This is a genomic window from Adonisia turfae CCMR0081 (assembly GCF_011009555.1).
Lineage (GTDB): Bacteria > Cyanobacteriota > Cyanobacteriia > Phormidesmidales > Phormidesmidaceae > Leptothoe > Leptothoe turfae.
On record NZ_QXHD01000004.1, the window covers coordinates 4,633,632 to 4,658,111 of the forward strand.

18 protein-coding genes are annotated in these 24,480 nt (G+C 48.0%); 2 read left to right on the plus strand and 16 right to left on the minus strand.

Going from position 1 to position 24,480, the window contains the following annotated elements:
* Positions 1 to 127: 127 nt before the first annotated feature.
* The 12 genes from cysK to DXZ20_RS23985 form a co-directional block, all read right to left on the minus strand.
* Positions 128 to 1,126 carry a cysteine synthase A gene (gene cysK, locus DXZ20_RS23930; RefSeq protein WP_163701367.1) on the minus strand — a complete coding sequence of 333 codons (999 nt, stop codon included), beginning with the start codon at positions 1,124 to 1,126 and terminating at the stop codon, positions 128 to 130.
* Positions 1,127 to 1,480: 354 nt separating this feature from the next.
* On the minus strand, positions 1,481 to 1,996 hold the full coding sequence (locus DXZ20_RS23935) for a phenolic acid decarboxylase (RefSeq protein WP_163701369.1): 516 nt from the start codon (positions 1,994 to 1,996) through the stop codon (positions 1,481 to 1,483).
* Positions 1,997 to 2,035: 39 nt separating this feature from the next.
* Positions 2,036 to 3,739 (minus strand): HAL/PAL/TAL family ammonia-lyase, encoded by a 1,704-nt coding sequence (locus DXZ20_RS23940; RefSeq protein ID WP_163666627.1) that lies wholly within the window; start codon positions 3,737 to 3,739, stop codon positions 2,036 to 2,038.
* Positions 3,740 to 3,826: 87 nt separating this feature from the next.
* Positions 3,827 to 4,462, minus strand: coding sequence for a peroxiredoxin (locus DXZ20_RS23945; RefSeq protein ID WP_163666625.1), 636 nt, complete (start codon positions 4,460 to 4,462; stop codon positions 3,827 to 3,829).
* Between the two features lie 329 nt (positions 4,463 to 4,791).
* Positions 4,792 to 5,970, minus strand: coding sequence for an acyl-CoA dehydrogenase family protein (locus DXZ20_RS23950; protein ID WP_163701373.1), 1,179 nt, complete (start codon positions 5,968 to 5,970; stop codon positions 4,792 to 4,794).
* A gap of 319 nt (positions 5,971 to 6,289) precedes the next feature.
* Entirely contained in the window at positions 6,290 to 6,637 is a 348-nt protein-coding gene (locus DXZ20_RS23955) for a peptidoglycan-binding domain-containing protein (protein ID WP_163666621.1), read from the minus strand.
* Positions 6,638 to 7,075: 438 nt separating this feature from the next.
* Positions 7,076 to 7,813, minus strand: coding sequence for a DUF928 domain-containing protein (locus DXZ20_RS23960; protein WP_163701376.1), 738 nt, complete (start codon positions 7,811 to 7,813; stop codon positions 7,076 to 7,078).
* Positions 7,814 to 7,893: 80 nt separating this feature from the next.
* Positions 7,894 to 10,314: a CHASE2 domain-containing protein gene (locus DXZ20_RS23965; RefSeq protein WP_163701379.1), complete on the minus strand. Its 2,421-nt coding sequence runs from the start codon at positions 10,312 to 10,314 to the stop codon at positions 7,894 to 7,896.
* 179 nt (positions 10,315 to 10,493) lie between these two features.
* Positions 10,494 to 11,453: a DUF1822 family protein gene (locus DXZ20_RS23970; protein ID WP_163701381.1), complete on the minus strand. Its 960-nt coding sequence runs from the start codon at positions 11,451 to 11,453 to the stop codon at positions 10,494 to 10,496.
* Between the two features lie 64 nt (positions 11,454 to 11,517).
* Positions 11,518 to 12,174, minus strand: a complete 657-nt coding sequence (locus tag DXZ20_RS23975; protein ID WP_163701384.1) for a sigma-70 family RNA polymerase sigma factor — start codon at positions 12,172 to 12,174, stop codon at positions 11,518 to 11,520.
* A 303-nt stretch (positions 12,175 to 12,477) separates the two neighbouring features.
* Positions 12,478 to 12,834 (minus strand): response regulator, encoded by a 357-nt coding sequence (locus tag DXZ20_RS23980; RefSeq protein WP_163701386.1) that lies wholly within the window; start codon positions 12,832 to 12,834, stop codon positions 12,478 to 12,480.
* A 995-nt stretch (positions 12,835 to 13,829) separates the two neighbouring features.
* Positions 13,830 to 14,174, minus strand: coding sequence for a DUF1622 domain-containing protein (locus tag DXZ20_RS23985; protein ID WP_163701389.1), 345 nt, complete (start codon positions 14,172 to 14,174; stop codon positions 13,830 to 13,832).
* A 70-nt stretch (positions 14,175 to 14,244) separates the two neighbouring features.
* Here DXZ20_RS23985 and glgX point away from each other — a divergent pair, with 70 nt between their 5' ends.
* The gene (glgX, locus tag DXZ20_RS23990) at positions 14,245 to 16,335 is read left to right on the plus strand and encodes a glycogen debranching protein GlgX (RefSeq protein ID WP_163701393.1); all 2,091 of its coding nucleotides are present in this window, start codon (positions 14,245 to 14,247) and stop codon (positions 16,333 to 16,335) included.
* A 93-nt stretch (positions 16,336 to 16,428) separates the two neighbouring features.
* Complete coding sequence (locus DXZ20_RS23995) at positions 16,429 to 17,922, plus strand: hypothetical protein (RefSeq protein ID WP_163701395.1); 1,494 nt, start codon at positions 16,429 to 16,431, stop codon at positions 17,920 to 17,922.
* A gap of 45 nt (positions 17,923 to 17,967) precedes the next feature.
* Here DXZ20_RS23995 and DXZ20_RS24000 read toward each other — a convergent pair whose 3' ends face one another.
* From DXZ20_RS24000 to DXZ20_RS24015, 4 genes are all read right to left on the minus strand, one after another.
* Positions 17,968 to 19,146 carry a transaldolase gene (locus DXZ20_RS24000; RefSeq protein WP_163701398.1) on the minus strand — a complete coding sequence of 393 codons (1,179 nt, stop codon included), beginning with the start codon at positions 19,144 to 19,146 and terminating at the stop codon, positions 17,968 to 17,970.
* 373 nt (positions 19,147 to 19,519) lie between these two features.
* Complete coding sequence (locus tag DXZ20_RS24005) at positions 19,520 to 21,349, minus strand: cyclic nucleotide-binding domain-containing protein (protein WP_163701401.1); 1,830 nt, start codon at positions 21,347 to 21,349, stop codon at positions 19,520 to 19,522.
* A gap of 184 nt (positions 21,350 to 21,533) precedes the next feature.
* Positions 21,534 to 22,739, minus strand: coding sequence for an acetate/propionate family kinase (locus DXZ20_RS24010; RefSeq protein ID WP_163701402.1), 1,206 nt, complete (start codon positions 22,737 to 22,739; stop codon positions 21,534 to 21,536).
* Positions 22,736 to 24,480: phosphoketolase family protein (locus DXZ20_RS24015; RefSeq protein WP_163703601.1), on the minus strand; the 1,745-nt coding region annotated here is incomplete at its 5' end. The genes DXZ20_RS24015 and DXZ20_RS24010, both read right to left, overlap by 4 nt.

Below are 24,480 nucleotides of genomic sequence, written 5' to 3' on the forward strand. Positions count from 1 at the left end.
TTTCATAGTGCACTCAGGGTTGTAACAAAGAGTACAAAAGACAGATTCCAGCTCGAATATTTCTACCCACACAATACACTAAGGACTTAAAGTCCGTAAATTAACAGTATGTGCTTATAGATAAATGTTACGGGCAAGATACGGCTACTGGATTAGTCTTTAATGACACCGGCAATCTTTTTTCAACATGATTAAGGTCCATAAACAAATCGGTGCGTAGATATCTTTCACCAAAACTGGACTGAAGAATAACAATTAACTTGCCAGCATTTTCAGGGCGCTTAGCGACTTGGATTGCTGCTGAGAGCACAGCACCTGTGGCAATGCCCGAGAGTAAACCTTCTTCATGGGCAAGGCGACGACCATATGCGATCGCATCTTCATCTGATACCGTTATCACCTCATCGATCAGGTCGGTGCGCAAGATTGTAGGAATAAAGCCAGCCCCCAGCCCTTGAATTTTGTGGAGACCGGGTTTTCCACCCGATAGCACTGGACTGCGCTCAGGTTCAACGGCGATGGCCTGGAAGCAGGGTTTGCGAGCTTTCATCACTTCGGCGATACCCGAAATCGTCCCCCCTGTTCCTACACCAGCCACGAGGATGTCAACCTGCCCTTCCGTATCTCGCCAAATCTCTTCAGCGGTGGTTGCCCGATGAATCCTGGGGTTAGCAAAATTTTGAAATTGATTTAATAAAAATGCATCTGGCAAGGTTTTCACCAGCACCTGGGCCTGGGCAATGGCCCCCCTCATACCCTCTTCTCTAGGGGTGAGTATAATTTCTGCACCATAGGCCTGCACTAGGGTAAGCCGGTCTAGACTCATGGTTTCTGGCATGGTCAGCATCAGTCGATAACCCTTGGCCGCCGCTACCATGGCCAGGGCGATTCCAGTATTGCCTGCGGTGGGTTCCACCAAAACAGTTTTTCCGGGTTGAATCTGATCTGCGGCTTCCGCCGCCTGAATCATACTCAAGCCTACCCGATCCTTTACGGAACTGGTAGGGTTCATACCTTCTAGTTTCATCACAATCTGGCCCCAACAGTTTTCTGCCTGGGGAATGGTGTTGAGGTTTACTAGGGGGGTATTACCAATCAGTTGAGTAATATTCTTTGCAATTTTCATGATCAAAAATGTCTGATAGGGCGCATTTATATTCCTTGTTTAGGGTTAGCGTTAATAATCGACTGTGTGCCGATATACCTTGAGAAGTTGGCTCAAAGCAGAACCGGTTGCTTGGGGTCCCTCCGAGTTCCCTTTCCGGAAATAGTCAAGTTCTCTCAGCTAGGCAACCTGGGGTTTCCCCATGGGCATGGCGGGATGCCGCCCTACAACCCTCATACTAGGTTATTCCTAATCGCACTAAGTTGGGGTTACGGAAGGGGCGATTATAGATATCCTGGACTGCTTACTGCAACAAATTTAGAGGATAAAATCTAAATCATGAAATTGTTGCTTGATGGTTTCTAAGTGTCATGTTTAAGCCACACTTTTAACCTGTGGAAAACTGGCTGGCAGCTCACTGGGTGGACAGTTGATCACATCGTCACGGTCAGGGCCACAGTTTTCTAAAAAGAAAATCTTGGCAAATTCACAAATAATCATTTTGGGATAGGTGGGTCCCTGCTTACGATAGTGATACATGCGTTCAAGGTGTTCATTTTGATAACAAACGGTTTTTTGGGGATCCTGTTCTATCCACTGGGGTAAGAAAATAGCACCGTGTAATTCTTTTTGGGCGAGATTAATGGTGACGCAAACAATGGTACCGGTGGGTTCATCCCAGGAGATTTTAAAGGTGTGCTCGGCAATTTTGACAATATCTGCCTGCTGGTCGGTTACCCAGCGACCGGCCACAATGCCGCTATGGATGCGATAAGCAAAGGTGTTTTTATTTTTGACATAAATCTCATACTGCCAGCCATTGTCGTAGGTATAGACCAGATGTTTGCCCACAAGTTCATGGGGCTGATGCATAGATTGATGCAACGTCATGGGTGACCTCCATCGGTATGGTTATAAATTAAAAGAGAGCTAATTTAAACTAGAGATTGTTGGGCCAATGGCAGCTACAATGTGCCCCTCAGCGGCGATGTCAGCGGCAATCAGAGCAATATGTTCATCTAAGGCCTGTTCGTCGTCATTCCAGATGTAAGGATGATCGGCGGAGAGAGATTTACCAACAACTGTGTGGATAGCTGAATACAGGTGTTGCGATGCAGGGGATAGGTGTTGGGATGCATCATAATGACCCGCAAGCTGATGGGTTCGTAAATCCGCGGCTTGCACTCCAAAAATGAGTGCGATCGCAATATACTGTTGAAAAATCTCAATGGACTGACAGGTCAGATAGGCCGAGCCAAACCCCTGACTATTGAGATTTTGGTTAAATTGTTCAGCATGGGTGGGAAACCGATCAGCCAGAGAATTTCCATAGAAAGTCAACAGGGGCATCATGGAATTTCCAGTGATTTGCAGCCCCTTTAACCCCATATTCACGGGTCGTTGCGGATTGCCCACTAAAGATGCCGGTAGACCATTATTAAATTCTGGCATGGCCAGCATGGCAATTTGTACATCTAAATGCTTAGCCAGCAAACCCAGGTAATAGCGCAGGCTATCCATGGCCGTGCCAATGTATTGGCCCAGAAAATTACCGCCGTGATAGCTTGCTTGCTGGGCCACATCAATTAAAGGATTATCCGTAGCAGAATTAATCTCGGTTTCAATCTGTTCCGTAATCCGTTGAATGCCATCTACAATCGGGCCGGTGTACTGGGGCAAACACCGTAACGAATAACGATCCTGAATCGGTTGTTCCCCACGGTAGTCATGCACACCATCAAGCTCATTCAGAATAAGATCGGACCCTGACAGCAGATCAAGCATATGCTGAGCGGCCCATAGCTGCCCGGTGTGGGGCTTATGGCGATGGATAAAGGGATGAAATGACTGATTGGTCCCTTGTAACCCTTGAATTGCCAGGGCATGCATGCCCATGGATAGGGCCAACAGAATTTTGGCATCATAGGCACAGTTGGCGGCGATGCCCGTCATCATGGCCGTCCCATTCATCATGGCCAATCCCTCTTTGGGCTGCAGATCTAATGGGGGTAGGCCCAATCGTTTAAGGGCTTCAGGCGCTGGCATCGTTTCTCCCTGGAAGTCAACCCTATACTGTTCACTTAACCCGACGAGAGAACCCGCCACATAGGCCAGGGGCGTCAAATCACCGCTAGCCCCAATGGAGCCAAACTCTCTGACATGGGGGGTGACATTGGTATTGAGGAATGTTTCAATGCGCTTGATCAACTCTAAGCGAATGCCAGAGGCTCCATAGAGATGGGAGTTTGCCCTCAGCAACATACCAGCACGCACGTGGGTCTTGGGTAGATTCTGCCCAGCCCCAACCTTATGAAATCTCATCAGATTGTTTTGTAGATCTTGGGCTTGCTTAGGGGAAATGACCACATTGGCCATGCCACCAAAACCGCTGGTGACCCCATAGACCGGTTGTCCAGAACTAACGGCCTGGGCGATATATTCAGCCGAGCCATGTACTCCCTGTAAAACCTGCTCATTATGGCTAATTTGAACTTTGGTATGGTGACGAGCGACCTGTATAACCTGGCGAATGGTCAAAGGCCGTTCGCCGATCACAATTGCTTGTCGGTTAGAGTTGAGCGTTGAACATTCATTAGGATAAGCATGGGGGGGAGCTGTTGGTGTTAGTGTCATAATTAGAGGCCAATATAAAAAATGTGGATAATCGGCCCAATGCTGTTTAAGGGGTTTCTCAACAGTATTGGACCGGTGTTCTAGGGACTATTTGTTGGGTTGGGGCGTCATGCGCAGATAGGGCTTAATCTCAGTAACGCCTTTGGGAAACGTCTGCTTGGCAGCCTCGGTAGAGATTGCAGGAGACACAACCACATCCTCACCACTCTCCCAATCCACAGGTGTGGCAACACTGTAGTTATCAGTGAGTTGTAAGGAGTCAAGCACCCGCAGAATTTCGTTGAAATTGCGACCAGTGCTAGGAGGATATGTCAGAGTCAGTCTCAGGGTTTTGTTGGGATCAATGATAAACACAGTCCGTACGGTCACTTTGGCATTAGCCTTAGGGTGGATCATGCCATAGAGATCGGAAACGCTTTTATCCTCATCGGCAATGATGGGATAGTTAATGGTTGTGTTTTGGGTTTCATTGATGTCGCTAATCCAGCCCTGGTGAGAGGCAACCCCATCAACGCTGAGGGCAATCACCTTGGCCCCACGTTGGGCAAAGTCAGGCTTGAGTGTGGCCACTCGGCCCAATTCCGTTGTGCAAACTGGGGTGTAGTCCGCTGGGTGAGAGAATAAGATTACCCAGTTGTTGCCTGCCCAGTCGTAGAAGTTGATTTCACCTTCGGTGGTTTGTTGGGTGAAGTTCGGAACGGTATCGCCAAGTTGTAAAGACATAATAGTAGGCTCCTTAAATGATTTAGAAAGTTGTTGGAAGATAATATGGTTGGCATTTTCAGAAACGGTTAAAAGCTTCTGCTGCTAAGGAGGTGGTCTGGCTAAGATATGAGGCATCTATATATCTAATCGGTGTGCGGGTAAATAACCTACTGTTTTGAGAGGCTTAGCGATATCTGGTTCCCCTTGGTAAGGGGAACCGTCAGGGAGGGGTTTGGATAACTGGCGCAAACGATCGAGACCCCTCCGCCTACGGCACCTCCCCTTGCTAAGGGGAGGACTCTTGTAGACACTATTGCTTGACTGGGATTTTATTTATGTGCAATTGTCTAACCCCAGCGGGGTTGTTCATCTAAGTTGATGCCCAAGCCAATTTTGGCAACAATTTCGTGGGTGAGAGCCGAATTGGCTGGGTGGAACCGTCCAGCTCGGGCATCTCGAAAGAGACGTTCGAGTTCGCTCTTTTTGAACATGCCAAAGCCGCCGGAGAGATCAAGGGCTCGATCCACAATCTGCCAGGAACTTTCGACGGCATGATATTTGGCGGAGACTAACTTTTCTGGCCACTGGCCTCCATGATCTACGCCATTGGACCAATCTTCAGCAATTTTTTCGATGTGGGGGCCAATGGTGTCTAATTCTAGAATCATATCGGCAATACCATGTTGAATCTCGGCATGGTGAGACATGGGATGTTGTAGAGCAATAGACGTTTTCTTCTTGGCGGCTTCCAGTGTGAGGTCTAAGGCGCGCTGTGCGATCGCATAGTACACATTGGCAAAGCCCATCAAGGCCCAGGCAAAAACGCACAGCACAAAATAGTCAGCACCACCAAAACCAGCTGGCACCACCCTAGAGACATAATTATCTGGAATAAACACATCCTCTAGAATAGTGTCATCGCTGCGGGTGGCCCTCATCCCCAACACATCCCAGGTCTGTTTGATGTGGTAGCCAGCAGTGTCACGATGCATAAAAGCATGAACAATTTTGGGATGATCAGGATCGCTGGCATCCATGCCATGAATGCCCAGCCAATCCCAAACCGGTGTCAGACTGCCAAAGGATTTCCGTCCCTGGAATCGGTAGCCACCCTTAACGTGAGTAGCTGTTGTTGTGGAGTAGAGCAGCGGAATATCATTGCCACTTTCCGCATGCCCGGCGGCAAAGACATCACCCTGCGCCGCTCGCTCTAAAATCCAATCGGTTGAATGGTCACCAGACCGATACAAATCAGCCGCTAACCCAACCCAATAGTGGTGCATATTCAAACAGACCGCTGTAGCAGGGGCATGGTAAGCAAGACGGCGGGTTTCCTTAGCCATTTCAGCCAGGGTTAACCCTTTGCCACCAAACTCGGGAGGGACTGTCAGTAACAAATAACCTGCGGCTTTTAACTCATCAAAATCTTCTTGACAAAATCGGTTCTCACGATCGTAGGTGGCAGCTCGTTCAGCGCAGCGATTCAGCAGTTCATCATTTAATCGAGGAACAGTTAATGTTGACATGATTAATTCTCCTATTTTCAATTTTTGATTTATCTTTGCCACTTGTTAAACCGTGGCATACTCAAAGGCATCACCTTAAGCAAGCATAGCCAAGCAACCTGAACCTAAGTAATACAATGCTTTCAAGGTTCAGAGAAGCAATTTACGATTGCTAATTTAAGAGATGAGCTGATCTAGACCCTTATTATTTGATGATGTCTGATAGCTAAAGCCATCTGGAGGAGCAGCAATACCAAATTTTGGGGATTATGAGATTTTGGCAAACTTACTTTGCCAGCAGTGTTAGTTTGTCTGCATAGGTGGAGACAGTGTGTCTAACTTACTTTGCCAGCAGTGTTAGTTTGTCTGCATAGGTGGAGACAGTATATCTAACTCTGTAGAAAAACTGTTTTAAGGCCTCAGGAAAAAGCTGAATGTCAGTTTCCTGACTCCAAAAGGTGAGGGCATACCAGGTTTTAGGGCCCATAAAACCTGTTTCAATGACGCCATATTGATCTTGAAAAGCAATTAAAGCTTGCTGAGTTTGGTCGTCAAATTGACCTGTTAATCTGCCGTTATATAAACCCAGTTCGTGCAGCTTCCCTTGCAGTTGAATCACCATGGGTCCCTGGTCACCTACATACAGCGTTTCAAGCGGCAGGTCAATGTTCTTACCACCTGCTTTCATAGGTTAGAAACTCCTTCAGTCTCCTGTAATAACAATCTTGTGGGTGATAACGTCATTGCCCAATAAAGCACAGGGCAAAGCAGAATTATACATAGGGCCATCGTTGTAATGGGTCGCAGCCCCTGAGTTTGTTCAAGCAACATTGTAAATTTCTCCAGAAGCGAATGTGCGGTTAAACTAGTGTGTGTTTGGACGCTAGCGCATTGTATTTCAAATGCAGATTGCTTTTGTGTTGTCCATAGGGGTCTCAAGAAATGAGAAGGGGAAATCTGCAAATATCTAAACTGTTTACATAAGTTTATGAATAAGTTGTGATGTCCTTGGGTGGGCACACGATAACGCCCCTATAGAATTGTTTGATTAATTGCATGCCATATCCCAGGGCGTGCACAAGGCAACGCCCCTACAGGGTTATGCATTTTGGTTCGGGATTTTGTATCAGTTTTCTAAGGTGATGACTGGGCCTGAAAAGGGTGCGGTAGAGAGTTCTGTAGCATCGATAGACTGCAATAGCATATTCCAGTTTTCTTGGATTTGTGGGTCTTGGGGAGACTCTTGTAACTGCTCAGCCACTCTCGCTAGGGTGTCGTACCAAATGTTCGGGGCATCTACCTGAATTTGTTGGTCTCGCTCAGGGGTGCTGGCAACTCGTTGCACCGAACCTGTAATCGTTAAGTCGGGTTGGGCATTAATATTGTCGTGGCAATATAGCTGAAAATACCAACGATAGGGCTGATCTTCTGTTAAGGCATGCTCCGGTAGTGAGGGCACCGTCACGCTGACAATTCCGGGAGACTCAGGTAAGGTAAAACGAACATGGTAATGACGCTGCTGTTCTCCAGGCCATAGGAGTAAGGAAAATTCTCCATACTTTACCTGGTCTGCTGCAAACGGATTAAAAAATAAAAACGTGGGCTGGGCAGCTGTGGTCAAAACAGGATTTTCAACAGGAATAAGCGCCCGTAGGTCCTCATTAAAAGCATGACATGAGGATGCCAGTGGATTTAAGCCACCCCCTGGTGTTGTGCGATTGGGGGGTAGGGGGGTAGAGGGCGGTTCCGGAGGTCGCTGGCTAACGGTTGTCTGATTGATTGATTGAGCTAGGGCCGCTGTTATGGGAAAGTTCCAACTCCCTATTAACAGGCTAGATACGATAACGAGTTTCCAAACAGTCATCTTAAATTCCGGGGGCAACAGAACAGATATAGGCGTATTTCAATTAAATTGCCAGAATCATCTATGGGTTGAAATTCTGATCAGCGATGTTTTTTTGATAGTTCCATCATGAAGGCTACACAGCAGATGGCCAAAAATACGGAAAAAATGGCAGACATAAAGGGGAGCCATAAACCCTGGGTAATCGCTGTCACGGACACTCGTTCTAAGCCCCAGTATAGAGAGATGAGGCCAAAGGTCAATCCTAGGGGGATGATGAGTTTGAACGATAATGGGGGTCGGTTATATAACCAGCTGGTAAATAGGCTGCCAAGGAGGGACCATCCTAAAATCCAAAGACCATCTAAGCAGGGTAGATTTTGCCAATGGGGTAGTTTACCGATCAGCGGTCGTTGGTCTAGAGCGGCACTAAGCAGCTGACTGACCATGTGGCTGTGGACCCAAACACCGGGCATTTCTCCATAGGGAGTATTAACGTTATCCTTGGCGACCGCAGCGGTATAGCCGACTAATACTAGGCGATCGCGCACCATATCTGGGTTCAGCTGTCCTGTTAATACTGAATCGAGGGAGACTGCTTGCCCTGGTTGAGCCGCCCTGTAGTTCAGCATGAGTTGGCTACTGAGACCGTCCAGGTTTTGATAAGCGGCAAATCGACGGGACAGGGGGCGAAGAGTAATGGCACCAAATTGCCAGTGGTTATTCTCGTTAGTTTTTAGTGGTGTAACACCTGCTTGGGATAGGTACCGGTAGGCGAGCTGAAAACTCAAACTATAGGGTGTAGCACAACTGGGGCGGGTGGAAACTAAGGTTGGCGAATAGGAAATCAGATGGCGGCGAACCACATTATTGACTTGTTGCAATGTCAGGGCAGTGGCTACTGCGTTGGGTTGGCCCTGGGAGATTTGTAAAGGAGAGTCCAACAGAAAATCACTAAACCCCACCTGGGAAATCTGCTGCTCGTCTGAGAACTCAGGGGGTGAACCATAATCCTGTCCAGGCATATCGTAGGCGCAGACAGTGAATAGATTAGAATGCTGGCGAAACTGATCGATCAATGCCTGTCGGCCTGTTCCCCTGGGGCGAAATCGATGCATATCAAATGCGATCGCAACCGGCTCAAATTCCTGTAGTACATCCACCGTTTGGGCTAGTACCGCATCTGAGAGGGGATATCCTCCTAATTCATCCAAATCTGTCTCGTTGACCTCCACCAATAAAATGCGAGAATCAATGGTTTCAGCGGGTCGCGATCGCAACAAATGATCGTACGCTGCCAGCTCATAGGGTTGCAACCAACCCAAATGCTGCACAATCAAGACCATGATTGTCACCACCAAACTAAGCCAAACCGGTTGCAACCAGTTAAATCGGTGGGATGCAGTGGGTGCCGCCGGTAGGGCAGCGGGTTTACCCTGCAGCGTATGCCAGTCAGGGGGAGGGGTGAGAAAGTTTTGATAGATGACCGGCAACCAACTGGCACAGGGATACTGATGCTCCAGCCCCTGTAGTCGTTCCCTTGCCTGGCGCGCCGACAAATACAGCGATTCTCCATGGGCAAAGGCTTCTAAAAAGTATTTGAGAAACGCCTCTGCCACCTGATCGATCACAGGTTCTCGCATGACGATCATTTGGGGAATCGATAGCTGCTGCAACGCCTGCACCAGCCCCAATCCATCACAGGAATTAAAAATTGCTAGCTGCAAGCCTTGATCAATGGCTTTGCGCAAGCCATAGCGTAGCTCCGACAGGGTAAGGCTATCGGTGGGGTTAATAAAAATCCGTCCCTGGTCCCGATAGGTCTCGCTATGGCCAGCAAAGAATAAAATATCCCAGGGCGTTTCCCAAAGACGATCGTTTAACTGTTGGCGATCAGGCTCCACTAAAAATGAGACGTCTGCCTGGGGTAGTCCAGCCAGTAAACGCTGATCGGCTTCTATATTAATACCGTGGCTATGGCCCAAAATAGCCAAGATTCTGACCGGATGAGATACGGTTGACTTAACAGAAGGACGTACGGCCTCATATTCGGGGGTGCTCAGGGCCATTTCCGCATAGGGATAGCGATCAAAGAAATCCCATTCATGCCAGGGCAGTTTCTGAACATCAACATTCTGAGTGCGAATCAACAATCGAATGGTGTCATCCCGGCTCAGTTCTTCTCGCAAACGCCGATCAATGGGTTGAAAAGACTCAGAATTTAACCACGTTTGAAACCAGTCACATAGTACCTGGGCTGACTGTTGACAATCCACCAGACGCTGATTGATAAATCCTTTGTGAATAATCTTGTGGCCTTTGATCCGTAACGGCATACCCAAGGGGCGATAGGCATCCTGCCAGTGGCGGTGCAGGTGGGCCAACATCCCTGGATTGGGGGGTAAAAATCCTTTTACTTTTAAGGCATGCGGTTCATTTTCAGCCTGAATTTCCAGGGTTGTCCGAAACCCTGAGGTAGCCAAATCTCCATCTAACTCTAGAACTACCCACCGTCCAGCCATAGTCTTTTGGGCACCACTGACCTCTAATATAATGGGTCAGTCAAATTCAACCGTGATTGTGCCACGTACATATAAGATTCTTGCCATTGCTGATGTAGGGGATACATCGATCTGGTAGTATCGCTCTAAATCAGTATCTTTCAGATTACATCCTGCCGAGACTCAGCAATGGCAGATTTTTAAATGGCAAATTGCTCGGTCAGTATTGACTGGTCAAGACTAATTTGGACGGCAAAATTTTCACCCGGTTCAGCACTAAATTGAAACTCTAACCCTTCACTTTGGCGACCTTCTGCTTGCAAAACCGGTGTTTTGGCCTGATCCATCACCATCAAATGTAGAGACGGCGGTAAATGGGCCTGTTGCCCTGCTGGATAAAGCTCCACGGTAATGTCAAAGGCAACACTGTCATCAGCCGGGGCAATACCCACCAAAAATAAGACCTGAGTGCCTGGCGTAAAGGTTAAAAATTTACCTCGTTTAACACCTTTGGCCACTTGCTCCATTAATTCTTGATGCGCCAACGAATTTCTAAAACTATAGGCGGGCATCTGGGTTTGCCAGTCAGCAAAAATCTGTTCGAGGCTGGCCCAGCCCTCATCGACTACATTGTCTAACCACTGTAGCAATGCGGATGGCTGCTCCTTTGGAGCTGTCTGCTTCACTACATTTTGAGCCAGGTAAGCGGGGAACTGATCCATGGGCTGTAGTTGCTGGGTTGTTACAGGTGTCTCTGACGGTTGAGTCAGAAATCCCAGCAGTGTAGCCTCCGTTAACTCACTATCCAGCTGAACAAAGACATAGCCCGCGCGATCTGTCCACACATCTTCCGAGATAGTCCAGGCAGTTTGTTCGGGTAACACTGGGCAACACTCTAAACGACCGACCCCAGTTACCCACAAATCTGTAGCATTACTGAGCACCTGTAATGTAGGATTCCAGCTTATACTTTGCTCTAGGTCAGTCTCTATACCAAGACAGGTCAGATAAAATCTCACGGTTTGTAAACTCAGGGTGTTGAGATAAACCTGTTTTGCCTTTTGAGGATCGCTGTGATGCTGATAAAATTGCTGGGCTATTTGGTGAAAACGGTCAGTCAGCGGCATCCTAAATTTTGTTGGCTGGCAGTGAGTGGTCATTGTTCTAGGGTTGAGTAGGGGTGATCGCACAGTGGTTGAAAGAAACGGAGAGTGGGGAGTGGGGCTAGTTGGCGTGGGTGGTTAAGTACTCTTTAAATTTGGGGGCAAATTTGGTTAGACAACGTAAGTAGAAGGAGCTGAGGGTGACGACTTTAACCCCTAGTTCATCGGAGATTTCTTTCCAGGAATAGCCACCTAAAAATCTGAGGGCGAGATGCTGAAAGTTGGCTGCGGGTTTGTTGCGGATATGGGTTTCCTTAAACAAACCATCGCGGTCGTCACGAATGCACTGGAGCACTTCTTCAGATAGGGATGGGTTGGATTGCGATCGCAACTCCAGCGACTCCTGTTTATCCAAAGCATCTAAAGTAATGCGCTTGACTTGAGAACGATCCATTCCTTTAGGCGCAACCGGCATAAAATCACGACTCGCCTCAATAAAGAATCGCTTTCTCATCAGAAAATTGGCCCATTGCAGCACTTCTAACTCTGGGTTATAACGGCTAATATCCTCACATAGATAGAGAAACAATTGCTGTTGCGCCTCCGCATAAATATCCTCATACAGGCCATAAAACTGACCTGAATAGGGACGCACTAACTTCTTTGAGCGATATATAGTATCGACCAAACGAGCCAATGCACACTGCCGTTCGGGGGTTTGGGGAGGATGCTGCTGCGCCTCTATAGCCAATTGTTTAAGCTGTTGATCTAAATCCATGCGTCCTATAAGCCCAGAGGATTAGGGAGTAAGACCGACCAAACAAAGCCCTCAGGCCAATGTATCGCCTAGCCTACCTAAAGGCATCTCAAAAATAAAGGCGCTAAATTTTATCGATTTCGAATTATGTTACGAATATTTACATTCGTGCATCCAGGGTGCCCAGATCTGTAGAGAGCGATCGCACCTTTCAGGTGTTCACAATACCTCAAGTTCTTATTGGGTTTGAGAGGTTGAGATCACGCCTTCTATAAGATGGGGTCGTTCATGAATCTGGATATCAGATGCTCCTCATTCGCCACACTACCGTGTGTGAGAACGAACACAAGTCAATAGACTGTTAAACCGGAAAGGCTTGGCAATGAATGCTTGAGCCCCTAAGGAGAGAATTTCTTCTCGAACTTCGTCATTGTCAAGAGCTGTCACAACAATCACAGGAATCTGCACTGCTTGCGCACGGATTTCCTTTAAAACTTCCCTGCCATTTATTTCAGGTAGTCCTAAATCTAGCAATATAAGGTCGAATTTTCCTGATAAAGCTGAAGGTAGAGCTTGATTTCCATCTGATGCTATCTGGGTTTGATAACCTGCTTTTTTCAATCCTTTTGATACAAAGGCTGCGATTCGGGGGTCATCTTCAACAATTAGAATAGTTGCCACAGTACAAACTTTAATTCAGGCCGTCAACCCTGAAGGTTAAAGGCTTTTTTGGTAAAAAGATGTAGGTATAGACTCAGAATTTGCGGAAAAGTGCCAATTATTCGTTTAATAGGACATCTTAGCTGCTGAATGCAACCACTTATAGCACTGCACGTCCGTTCACTCCCTAACCAAGGCTGACGCTGTCCCTTTTCCACAGCCCTGTGGGATACTTGGGGATAAACTGTATAAAATACAATACTTGATCAACATGCATTAAATAACCCCCGATGTACTGAGCACTGGGGGCTACTTTGTTATAGGAATTTGAATAGGCAGTATGCCTGCCATCTATGGCTACAGTACCTAGGGCTAAATTCCTGACACTTACCGACCCAGCCGATGGACACAGGTTTGCCATGGACGGATCTTAGCAACGCAGGGCGGAAAATATTGAGGCAAGTGGCATAGCCAAAGAGAGCCATAGAGCTCATGTTTGTCGTTGAGGACAGATGCCAGGCATGTGCCATATCACAGCATATTGGGCAATGGATCACACAATCCCATCAGACCTGAACAAACCTGAACATTTACCTGAATAAACCTGAACTTTCCGGTATGTTCGCTGCCCTTGAGATTCGCCATAGTAGGGACATCGGCCCGCTAATGTACGCCATTGAACTATTAGCGGGTTTTCCTATGTGTAACATTGGCATTGTCATGCACCCGTCACGTAGGACAACAAGGGAGTAACGTTAGTGGCGACTGCTATGTATTCAATTCATTAAACTTCCAATTTATAAGCTTGAGCTTGAGCCTGCTCTAAACCCTTAGGGTTGGCAGGGGCTCCAGTGGGGATATATCGCTGCTTCAAGTTTTGAGCTAACCACTAGCTAAGTTTTGAGCTAAATGCAGAGCTATTGCCTATGATTCAGCCGAAAAAAGCAACGTGATTAGCGCGGCAGCAAAAACATTCAAAATGCCATCAGCACTAGCTTTGTTGATATATATAAGCTTTAGCCTTTGATCTTGACCTCAGCTTCAATCTCTTTGCTAAGAAAGAAATTTAGGAATGTACGAATCACCGCAATCACGGCTAGCTGGCCCAGGGCCTCAAAGGAGGGAGCAATTGTTGTACCCAGGATATCGGCTCCCAGCTGAAATTCTAACCCCAGGGCTAGCCAGGACCCCAAAGTCAGTCGAATATCGATAAACGGTGGAGTATACAATCGTTTGGGTTGAACGAGCACCAGTCTGAGGCAGGCAATTAGCCCTAGTAAAATGCACAATACTGAAATAGCTTCAAAACCCAATTGAAGTACCCTAACAATTGCGGCCAGTCCAACTTCCAACAGTTCCATAAATTACCCATGATTCTTCTGACGTTTTCCATACCGTACCGCACGCTGCTGATTTAGGTCTGTCATCACCATGGAACTTTATTTCTCACCAGGGCAGAGTTACCCTTTAGGCGCAACGGTTCAACCTGACGGTGTGAACTTTAGTCTTTTCTCCAAAAGTGCTCGCTCTGTAGAGTTGTTGCTATTTGATCATGCCAACGACCCACAGCCAGCCCATATCATTTGCCTTGACCCACAACACAATCGAACCTTTTTCTACTGGCATATTTTTGTAGCAAATATCGGTGCTGGGCAAATCTATGCTTACCGAGTCCATGGGCCGTTTGAGCCACAGCGAGGATTGCGCTTTGACGGTCGTAAGGTTTTGCTTGATCCCTATGCCCTAGCCTTGGTGGGTGAAGAGAGGTATAACCGTTCTGCTGCCATTGGCCCTGGAGATAATTGCGCCCATGCCCTTAAGGGAGTGGTGGCCGATCTGACCACCTACGATTGGGAAAATGACGTCCACCCTTGCACCCCCTACTCTGCCACTGTTATTTATGAACTCCATGTGGGAGGCTTTACCCGCAATCCAAATTCCGGAGTCGCTCCCGAAAAGCGTGGCACCTACGCTGGCCTGATGGAAAAAATACCCTACCTCAAGTCCTTAGGTATCACAGCGGTGGAACTGTTACCTATTCATTACTTTGATGCTGAGGATGCTAAACCGGGGCTCACCAACTACTGGGGATACAGCACCCTTGGTTTTTTTGCCCCTCACCGTAGCTACAGTTCTCGTCGCGATCCGCTAGGGCCATTGGATGAGTTTCGCGATATGGTCAAAGCGCTGCACCGAGAAGGCATTGAGGTGATTTTAGATGTTGTCTTTAACCATACGGCGGAGGGGAATCATACAGGACCCACCTTATCATTTCGAGGGTTGGAAAATTCTGTTTACTACATGTTAGAAGAGTCTCCTGAGTATTATCGTAATTACAGTGGTTGCGGTAATACGTTTAAAGGTAATCATCCCATTAGTGGCAGATTGATTTTAGATTGTTTACGCTACTGGGTTGCCAAAATGCATGTGGATGGCTTTCGCTTTGATCTAGCCTCCATATTGACGCGGGATCATATTGGACAACCCCCCGCGGGTGACATCTCATCTACCAATATTTTATGGGTGATTGAATCTGATCCGGCTTTAGCGGGGACAAAGCTGATTGCTGAAGCCTGGGATGCGGCTGGACTTTACCATGTTGGCGAATTTGTAGGCCTGGCAGACTGGTTTGCAGAATGGAATGGGCCATTTCGAGATGATATTCGCCGGTTTGTTAAAAGCGATAATGCAACCGTCAAGCTGTTGGCCGATCGCATTTTAGCCAGTCCCGATATTTACAGCAGACAGGGGATTGATATTAATCGCAGTGTGAATTTTGTCACCTGTCATGATGGATTCACCCTGAATGATTTGGTGTCTTATAACCATAAGCATAATGAAGCCAACGGTGAGAATAACCAGGACGGTGCTAACGATAACCATAGTTGGAACTGTGGTGAGGAAGGACCCACGCAAAACCCACATATAGAGGCATTGCGGATACGGCAGATTAAAAACTTGTTTACCCTCTTGTTACTGTCCCAAGGGACTCCAATGGTGTTAATGGGCGACGAAGTGCGCCGCAGCCAGCTGGGTAACAACAACGCTTACTGTCAGGACAATGGTCTCAGCTGGTTTGATTGGGATGCCGTGGAAAAAGAAGCGGCTTTACTGCGATTTGTCACAGGACTGATTGACTTTATCCAAACCACTGAGATTTTTAAGCAGGAACAACTGTTAGAGGTGACCTACGGTAGTCAGTCTCCCCATATTGTTTGGCATGGTGTGCGTTTGGGGCAGCCTGATTGGGACGACAATTCCCACAGTTTGGCATTTACGCTACGCCACCCCCAGCACGATGAACATCTATATGTGGCGTTCAATGCCTATTGGCAGCCCCTGAGTTTTGAGCTACCGCCCTTAGACAATAACGATTATTGGCACCGCATTATCGATACAGCACTGCCGTCTCCAGAAGATTTTTGTCCCCTGGATGCTGCCCCTATGGTGAAGGATAAAACCTATCGAGTCGAGGCCAGATCTACCATCGTTTTAAGGGTAAAAAATAACGTTGCCATGTAGGGGGGGACTGCGGTACACCCTCCAAGATGTAGGGCAATTCCCTGATTTTATATCCCTGGATTACAGTAATGGATAAGTCGTTAGTCACAACCCATGCAAGAAATCTGGTGGATTTTAATGTTTCGGCTGAGGGCGCAGCTGGCCTTAATCCAGCTGGCTGCGGTTGAACCCTATGGCAGCATTGCCTATGAGTATGAAAAGAATTCATACCCGCTGGCCATGGCCGATGTGCTGTGGGGACAACAATCATCAGGTCTAGCCTTTTTGCAGCAAATTGACGAGCAGGCTACGGAAACCCAGGGTATCGACCTGCTTTCAGGGTTTACCCTCAAAGGTCAGATGCGCAAGTATTTTTACTTTGGTGACCAGCTGGACCCGGCCTATCGACAGCGCATGTGGGATGCCATGTATGAATTCACCCTAACTGACCCGCTGACGCGCACAGCTGACCCACCGCGAAAATTTTGGTCCCGTTCTAAGGATGACTGCAAAACACCGGTTGATTGTCGCAACACTGACAATTTAAGGGCCATGAGAGAAACCTCGGTGTACCTGATGGCGGAGGAAACCGGCAATGACGCCACCCGGTTGATTTATAAACAACACCTGGACCGCTACGTTTCTACACTGCTGGATATTGGCATGGGGGAATGGGACAGTCCGGTTTACCACGGGTATACCACGGCGGCCTATCTCAACCTGTATGACTTTGCTAAGGACCCTGAGGTTAAACAGCTGGCTAACGATGCCCTAGACTGGCTCTATCGTTCAGCGGCCATTAAGTACTGGCGCGGTAGCTGGAATGGGCCATCTAAACGCACCTATGGCGACAGTGCTGCCCGATTTTTCTGGCTGTATTTTGGCCATGGCCCCGTGCCCGATGAGCTTGAGCGGGACTGGATCTATGGGCTGACCAGTGATTACTTGCCGCCGGATGATGTGGTTGCGATCGCACAGCGTCGATTCTTCAAACCCATTGAACTACAGCGCACCCACCCCCACTACGAAAACTGGAAGCCGGAGCGTTATGGACCTGCCTTCTACGAAACCATCTACATCGGCCACAGCTACCAGCTAGGCAGTTTAGCCAGGGGCACCGGCGGCGATTGGAATGGCTTTAGCTTACGGGTGGCTAAGGGCAGCAGCAAGACTGACGAATTTACCGTTAACACCAACCGCCCCCATAGCATTGCCCAATATGAAAACCTGCTGATCTGGCATGGCGCAGAAGCTCCCGAACTGACATTCCCCAATGCCCGTGTTGAAACAGTAGACGGCATCACCTTCCTGGCCTGTGACCAAACCTGGATAGCCGTGCACCATTTTGAGCGAGGTTTTGCCCTGGAGGTGGGTGAAGCCCAAACCCATGGCAGTTTTGCCGCGTTTAAGGAAGCTGTTGCCAAGCAATCTCAGCTGATTGTAGAAGCCGAGCGAGTGAACTATCGGGATAGTACTGGTAAGCGAGTTGCCATAGTCCCCCAGGTGAATGGTTTACCTGAGGTTTGGCGCGATGGCCAACCTTACGACTGGCAAACCCATAACCGTGAGCTATCCTTTCAACTGCCGTTTCCCAGCGGTCAAAATTAAACAACCCCGCTATTTTTTTAATGTACAGACGTTCCATGGAACGTCTTACACCTTCACCAACCTAAATGCAGCCCCTAACCCAGAGCCCATCTCTTCAGGCGTAATTTTGCCATCATGATCCAGATCAAGGGCATCAAAGACAGCATCCGCACCCATCCATTCTTCACGGGTAATAAAGCCATCACCGTCCAGATCATAGGCACGAAAAATGTCTTCGGCAGCGTGGCTAACCACCTCGTTCCCCTCAAGCTGAGATAGACGTTCTGCCAATAAGGATTCCAATGACTCCAGGGCCTTAGTAAACCCTTGAATACCTTCGGCTAGTTTTTCTGAAGCCATGCGGTTGGCCCCATGCATTTTTTCGAACGTTTCTTGATCAACTGAGATTTTCTGGATTGTCAGGTCTTGGGCTAGTTCAGGGGAAAGTTTACGCGGTAGCTGGGCCGTAACAGCATCCAATTGTGCCAAAAGCTTGGGTGAAATAGTCAGCAGATCGCACCCTGCTAGCTCTGTTAGCTCATCCGTATTACGGAAGCTAGCCCCCATCACCTCAGTGGTGTAACCAAACTTTTTATAGTAGTTATAAATTTCAGCGACTGACAAAACACCTGGGTCCTCGGCGGGTTCGTAAGCGTCTTTACCGGTCTCTTTTTTATACCAGTCGAGAATGCGACCAACAAAGGGAGAGATGAGTGTCACACCCGCCTCAGCACAGGCGATGGCCTGATGTAAACCAAATAGCAAGGTCAGATTGCAATGGATGCCCTCCTTTTCTAAAATCTCAGCGGCTTTAATGCCCTCCCAGGTAGAGGCAATTTTAATCAAAATTCTCTCACGGGAAATGCCGACACTCTCATATTGGGAAATCAGATCGCGCGCCGTAGCAATTGTCCCCTCAGTATCGTAGGACAATCGAGCATCGACTTCAGTGGATACCCGACCTGGAATAATTTCCAGAATTTTGCGGCCAAAGGCAACCGCCAGGCGCTTAAAGGCTAAATTGACAATTTCCTGAGTATTAGCATCAGGACCTGCATCCGCTTTTGCAGTTTGTAATGTTTCGTCAACAATGCCTTGATATTGGGGCATCTGTGCCGCCGCCGTAATCAGGGATGGATTGGTTGTGGCATCTCGCGGTTTAAACTGCTCAATTGCCTGAATATCGCCAGTATCGGCGACTACAACGGTCATTTCACGCAATTGTTCCAGGAGAGTTTGTGCCATAGTTTGCTCCATTTTGTTGGCTGACCATGTCCTTATTGTAATCACCCTCATCCAAAGTGATTGGAGATCTAAAGGCCGCCTATGGAATTAGGCAGATGTCTGCAAACCATGAGCCATAAATATTAAATTTTAATGATTGTTCTCTAAGAGTTTCAACAGCACTAATCGTCTTTGAAGAGATTAAAATCTATGCTGATGATGATAATCCAAGAGTAAGCTTTATAGCTTAAAAATTAGTAGGGTTATCCAAACTGAACTTGCACACATAGAGTTTTAATGACTTCGTTACACAGGGTTTCTTTATAATCATGTCATGGGGTGGTGTCATTGACTCTAATTCTGGCATGAGTTGATCCCATGAATCTACACCACGTTATAGAAATGTTTTGATCAGTACAATCACAAGAAATCCTAGCAGCAAAGAAAGACCGATAAAATAACCTCGACGCATGTAGGCTTCGGGCAGCATCGTCTCTGCTAAAATGGTAAGAATGGCACCGGCTCCAATCGACTCGATAAAGGAGGCTAGGTTTTCGGACGCACCTGCCAAAAGTAAGCTTCCTAAGCCCGCAACAATGCCCTGAATCAGCATAACCGATACCCACATGGTGACAATACGGGTAAACGGGAATCCTTGCTGGCGCATACCATCTGAGCTAGACAGTGCTTCTGGATAGTTAGAGATAAATAGTCCAGCCAGTAGCGTGGCGCTGACGCCACCGCTGACGAGTGTGCCAGCACCAATGGTTAAGGACTCAGGAATGCCGTCTATTAACAGTCCTAACCATATGGCTAAAGGGGCATTGTTATGCTCCCCTAATGACTGAATCATGGCCTGGGCTGAGGGTAGCGTTTCGCCTCCTTGCAAATCATTAAATGCCTGTTGTAACCATGCCGTAGATTGTTTTTGAGAAAAATTTTGCTTTTGTTGTAAATAGCCAGTAATCTCTCCCTGGCGCAGAAATGTCTCAACGGCATGATTCAGATTCAGGGACTGTTTTAACAGCTCTTCAAAGTCGATTTTGCTCAGTTGCCAAAGGCAAACACTACTGTCGGCAACAGCAGTCACCGTATGGCGTGCACCGGTTAAAAAGGAGAGTTCCCCAAAGGCATCCTTGGGATGAAGCCTGATCGCCTTTCGACTAGGACTTTTGGGATCGCTCTGGAGAACATGTCCTGCATGAATGATGTACAGGGTTTGGCCTTCCTCCCCCTGGTAAAAGAATGTTTGCCCAGCTCCAACTCGTCGATATTGCAGACGGCTGGCAATTGCTTCAATATCTTCGCTTAGCAGGTATTGAAAAATGGGTAGTCGTTTAATCTGACGGGCAATTTGGATAAATTCGTTGGCCTTGTTATCGATGGACACAGCATCGGGAATTCGTGCGGCTGTTTGGAGGCAGGTCACTGTTTTTTCAACCCAGGCTTTAATCTCGTTACGGGTGAGATGGTGACGCTGTAGTAGGTATTGGGCAATTTCATCTCCCTGCACTAGATGTTGGGTGGCTTCATTCAGCTCAGGGCAGGTTTCTAGCAGATCTTCGAAGGAATCTCTGGGTAAACTGGCGATTTCACAATCTGTGGTTGCGATCGCAACCGTCCCATGGGGAGCCCCTGTAAAAAACGCCATCCGACTAAAAATGTCCCCTCGTTTCAGCTGGGCAAACGGCTGCATATCCTGGTCAGGATCTAGCAACTGCACGTTTCCACTGTTGAGGATGTATAACGTCTCGCAGGCACTACCCGGCTGATACAGTACGGTATTACTGGAATAGTGGCTAACCAGTAGACATTTAGTCAAGCGCTTTAGGGCGTGGGGTGTTAGCGAACGAAAGATCTCAAGTCGTCTTACTTGTTTTAACAGGTCTTGGAAATGTTGCTCCTGATGATTGGCAATATGGGCAGCAGCCGTCGCTGGCTTTCGCAAAAAGCTGCCATATTTGTTCATAAACTGATTGACCGTTGTAAAAAAGAGACTGCCAATAATACCACCTGTCACCAACTCAACAATAAATCCTTCCTCTACAGCATGGGAGACTAGATCCAGCATCGTTGCTGCTAGTAACGCTCCGGCTCCAAATGCGGTCAGGGCACCGACAACCCGTCCCGAGGGTTGCCAAAAACGAGAGGTCACCGCCCCTAAAGGCATGGATGCCGCACATAGCAAACCAGATTGAAAGGCGCGTATAATCACAGGTTGCATAGGACAACTTCAGATTGACAGACGCGTATAATCACAGGCTGCATAGGACAACTTCAGATTGACAGGCGCGCACAATAATAAAGACCCAGGTTGGGGTTGTCGATGGGTGGATGAGTGATGGGGGAATGGGGTGACTATTTCAGCGCAAGCGCCTAACTTGCCAGTCAAGGCCTAAACCGTTAATCTATGGCTTCTCTTGTTTCAAACAGTGCCAACAATCTTGGGCAATGGTCCAATCCTCTTGGGTGTGAATTACTAAAACACGCACCTTAGAATCAGTAGTGGCAATATCCTGATCGACAGGAGCCTTTTCATTTTTACTAGGATCTAGTGTCAGTCCTAAAAAATCCATCGCCCCACAGGCATCAGCTCTAATCGAGGCATCATGCTCACCAATGCCAGCTGTAAAAACAATAGCATCTACACCGCCTAAACTCATGAGCATTGAACCAAAACAGGCCTTAAGACGATGGAGATAAACATCTCGGGCCAGTTGCGCATGGGAGTCTCCAGCAGCAATTGCCTGTCTAATGTGTCGTAAATCATGGGATATCCCAGAAATACCTTGAAGCCCTGACTCTTTATTAAGCATGTGGTCCAGCTCATCCGCGCCATAGCCTTGTCGCATCAGGTAAATCAAAATGCCGGGATCAACCGCCCCAGAACGGGTACCCATCATCAAACCATCCAGGGGAGTAAAGCCCATGGTGGTATCAATGCTGTGGCCATGGCGAACAGCCGAAAGAGAACCCCCATTGCCTAGATGACAAATAATCAGCCGTAAATCATCATTTCCTAACAGCTGGGCAGCTCGCTGACTACAATATTGATGGCTGATGCCATGAAACCCATAGCGACGGATGCCCTGGTCTACCCAGCCATAGGGGCCTGGATAAATCGCTGCTACATCTGGCATCTGGCTATGGAAGGCCGTATCAAATACAGCTACTTGGGGGACTGCCAGTAACTCCTCCATAAGCTCAATGCCTTCGAGATTGGCCGGATTATGGTTGGGGGCCAGCTGTTTTAGACAATCAATTTCTGCTTTTACTTCAGACGTAACAACGGTGCTAGCTTGGTAGGTCTGACCACCGTGCACAACTCGATGGCCAACCACATCAACCTCTTCCAGGTGCTTGAGAACCTGCGTTGTCCCCTGGCAAAGAGAACCCAGCACCTGAGAGAGAATTTCTCGCCGAGACGTTATGGCCAGTTTCTGTTCTAAAGCCTCACCAGCTTCAGTCTTAACCTCGATCACAGCCTGTTTGGGATACCAATCAATTTGGGCCTCCCAAACAGGTGTAGGAGTATTCTCAGGCAGAGTCTCACCTAGGTCATACAAACAGAGCTTATGACTACTAGAACCGGCGTTGAGAACCAGGATCTTCATGTTGTGTAGGGCCACTTCCATTGAACAATTTCATCTTGGTCCTTACCATGCTCATGGGCATAGGCTAGGGATGCAATGATCTTGTTCTTCATCCGCTCTTTTGCATGGGCTGCAGCCGATCCCAGCTTCGGTACGCGGTTAATCACATCAATCACCAAGTTAAACCGGTCCACCTGGTTATTGATCGCCAGCTCCAGCGGTGTGTTGATATTTCCTTCCTCTTTATAGCCCCGTACATGGATACGTTCTTGCTTAGAACGACGGTATACCAGCTTATGGATCAGCCAGGGATAGCCATGGAAGTTAAAGATCACGGGTTTATCGGGGGTGAATAGGGAGTTGAAATCCCAATCCGATAGACCGTGGGGATGTTCTCCTTCGGACACTAGCCTAAACAGATCCACCACATTGACAAAGCGAATCTTCAGTTCAGGAAACTCTTCTCGCAAAATAGCGGTTGCCGCTAGCGCTTCCATGGTGGGAATATCACCGCAGCTGGCCATTACCACATCAGGTTCATCAGGCTCAGTTCCGCAGTCATCATTGCTAGCCCAATCCCAGATGCCGATGCCCTTAGTGCAATGGGCAATGGCCTCATCCATGGGCAAATACTGCAAATGCTTTTGCTTATCTGAAATGATGACATTGATGTAATCCGTACTGCGGAAGCAGTGATCAGCCACCGACAATAAGCAGTTGGCATCCGGTGGGAAATACAGTCTGACCACATCAGGGCTTTTATTGGTCACCAGATCGATATAGCCGGGATCCTGATGGCTAAAGCCGTTATGATCCTGTCGCCAAACCAAGGACGACAACAGAATATTGAGGGACGATACCGACCGTCGCCAGGGCACATGGTTACGACAAATATCTAACCACTTGGCATGTTGATTAAACATGGAATCTACCACATGGGCAAAGGCCTCATAGGTATGGAAAAGGCCATGGCGTCCGGTCAGCAGGTAAGACTCTAGCCAACCCTGCAGCGTATGCTCGCTGAGCATTTCCATCACCCGACCATCGCGGGACAGCTCAGTTCCCCCCTCATCCTCCGGGTAGATATCTGCCATCCAAACCTTTTTGGTGACCTGATAGACATCTTGTAACCGGTTTGATGCGGTTTCATCGGGCCCCATCAATCGGAAGTTATTGGGGTTATCCCGCATGATGTCGCGCATCAAAAAGCCCAGCACTTTAGTGTTTTCAAACTCCTCAGTGCCATGGTGTTCCATCTGAATGGCATAATCACGGAAATCAGGAATTTTTAGGGCCTTACGCAGTAAACCACCGTTAGCATGAGGGTTAGACCCCATGCGGCGACTACCGCTTGGTGCTAACGCCTTAAGTTCAGAGATCAGCGCTCCGTTTTCATCAAATAGCTCTTCAGGTTTATAGCTGCGCATCCATTCTTCCAATCGGCGCAGGTGATCAGGGTTGTCATGCATGCCTCCCATGGGCACCTGGTGAGAACGCCAGAAGTCCTCAACTTTTTTGCCATCAACTTCAGTAGGGCCAGTCCATCCCTTGGGGGTGCGTAGCACAATCATGGGCCACCGAGGTCGCTCAATTTTGCCGGATACCCGTGCCTCTCGCTGAACTTCTTTGATTTTCAGCACACATTCTTCCATCACCGAGGCCATCCGCTGATGCATCTCAGCGGGATCTTTCCCTTCCACAAAGTAGGGGGTATAACCATAGCCCCGGAACAAGCATTCCAGCTCTTCATGGGAGATACGGG

What these genes read in the sequence shown, in the direction of transcription:
- cysK (WP_163701367.1), bottom strand. Translation starts at nt 1,126, where the DNA reads ATGAAAATTGCAAAGAATATTACTCAACTGATTGGTAATACCCCCCTA.
- DXZ20_RS23935 (WP_163701369.1), bottom strand. Translation starts at nt 1,996, where the DNA reads ATGACGTTGCATCAATCTATGCATCAGCCCCATGAACTTGTGGGCAAA.
- DXZ20_RS23940 (WP_163666627.1), bottom strand. Translation starts at nt 3,739, where the DNA reads ATGACACTAACACCAACAGCTCCCCCCCATGCTTATCCTAATGAATGT.
- DXZ20_RS23945 (WP_163666625.1), bottom strand. Translation starts at nt 4,462, where the DNA reads ATGTCTTTACAACTTGGCGATACCGTTCCGAACTTCACCCAACAAACC.
- DXZ20_RS23950 (WP_163701373.1), bottom strand. Translation starts at nt 5,970, where the DNA reads ATGTCAACATTAACTGTTCCTCGATTAAATGATGAACTGCTGAATCGC.
- DXZ20_RS23955 (WP_163666621.1), bottom strand. Translation starts at nt 6,637, where the DNA reads ATGAAAGCAGGTGGTAAGAACATTGACCTGCCGCTTGAAACGCTGTAT.
- DXZ20_RS23960 (WP_163701376.1), bottom strand. Translation starts at nt 7,813, where the DNA reads ATGACTGTTTGGAAACTCGTTATCGTATCTAGCCTGTTAATAGGGAGT.
- DXZ20_RS23965 (WP_163701379.1), bottom strand. Translation starts at nt 10,314, where the DNA reads ATGGCTGGACGGTGGGTAGTTCTAGAGTTAGATGGAGATTTGGCTACC.
- DXZ20_RS23970 (WP_163701381.1), bottom strand. Translation starts at nt 11,453, where the DNA reads ATGACCACTCACTGCCAGCCAACAAAATTTAGGATGCCGCTGACTGAC.
- DXZ20_RS23975 (WP_163701384.1), bottom strand. Translation starts at nt 12,174, where the DNA reads ATGGATTTAGATCAACAGCTTAAACAATTGGCTATAGAGGCGCAGCAG.
- DXZ20_RS23985 (WP_163701389.1), bottom strand. Translation starts at nt 14,174, where the DNA reads ATGGAACTGTTGGAAGTTGGACTGGCCGCAATTGTTAGGGTACTTCAA.
- glgX (WP_163701393.1), top strand. Translation starts at nt 14,245, where the DNA reads ATGGAACTTTATTTCTCACCAGGGCAGAGTTACCCTTTAGGCGCAACG.
- DXZ20_RS23995 (WP_163701395.1), top strand. Translation starts at nt 16,429, where the DNA reads ATGCAAGAAATCTGGTGGATTTTAATGTTTCGGCTGAGGGCGCAGCTG.
- DXZ20_RS24000 (WP_163701398.1), bottom strand. Translation starts at nt 19,146, where the DNA reads ATGGCACAAACTCTCCTGGAACAATTGCGTGAAATGACCGTTGTAGTC.
- DXZ20_RS24005 (WP_163701401.1), bottom strand. Translation starts at nt 21,349, where the DNA reads ATGCAACCTGTGATTATACGCGCCTTTCAATCTGGTTTGCTATGTGCG.
- DXZ20_RS24010 (WP_163701402.1), bottom strand. Translation starts at nt 22,739, where the DNA reads ATGAAGATCCTGGTTCTCAACGCCGGTTCTAGTAGTCATAAGCTCTGT.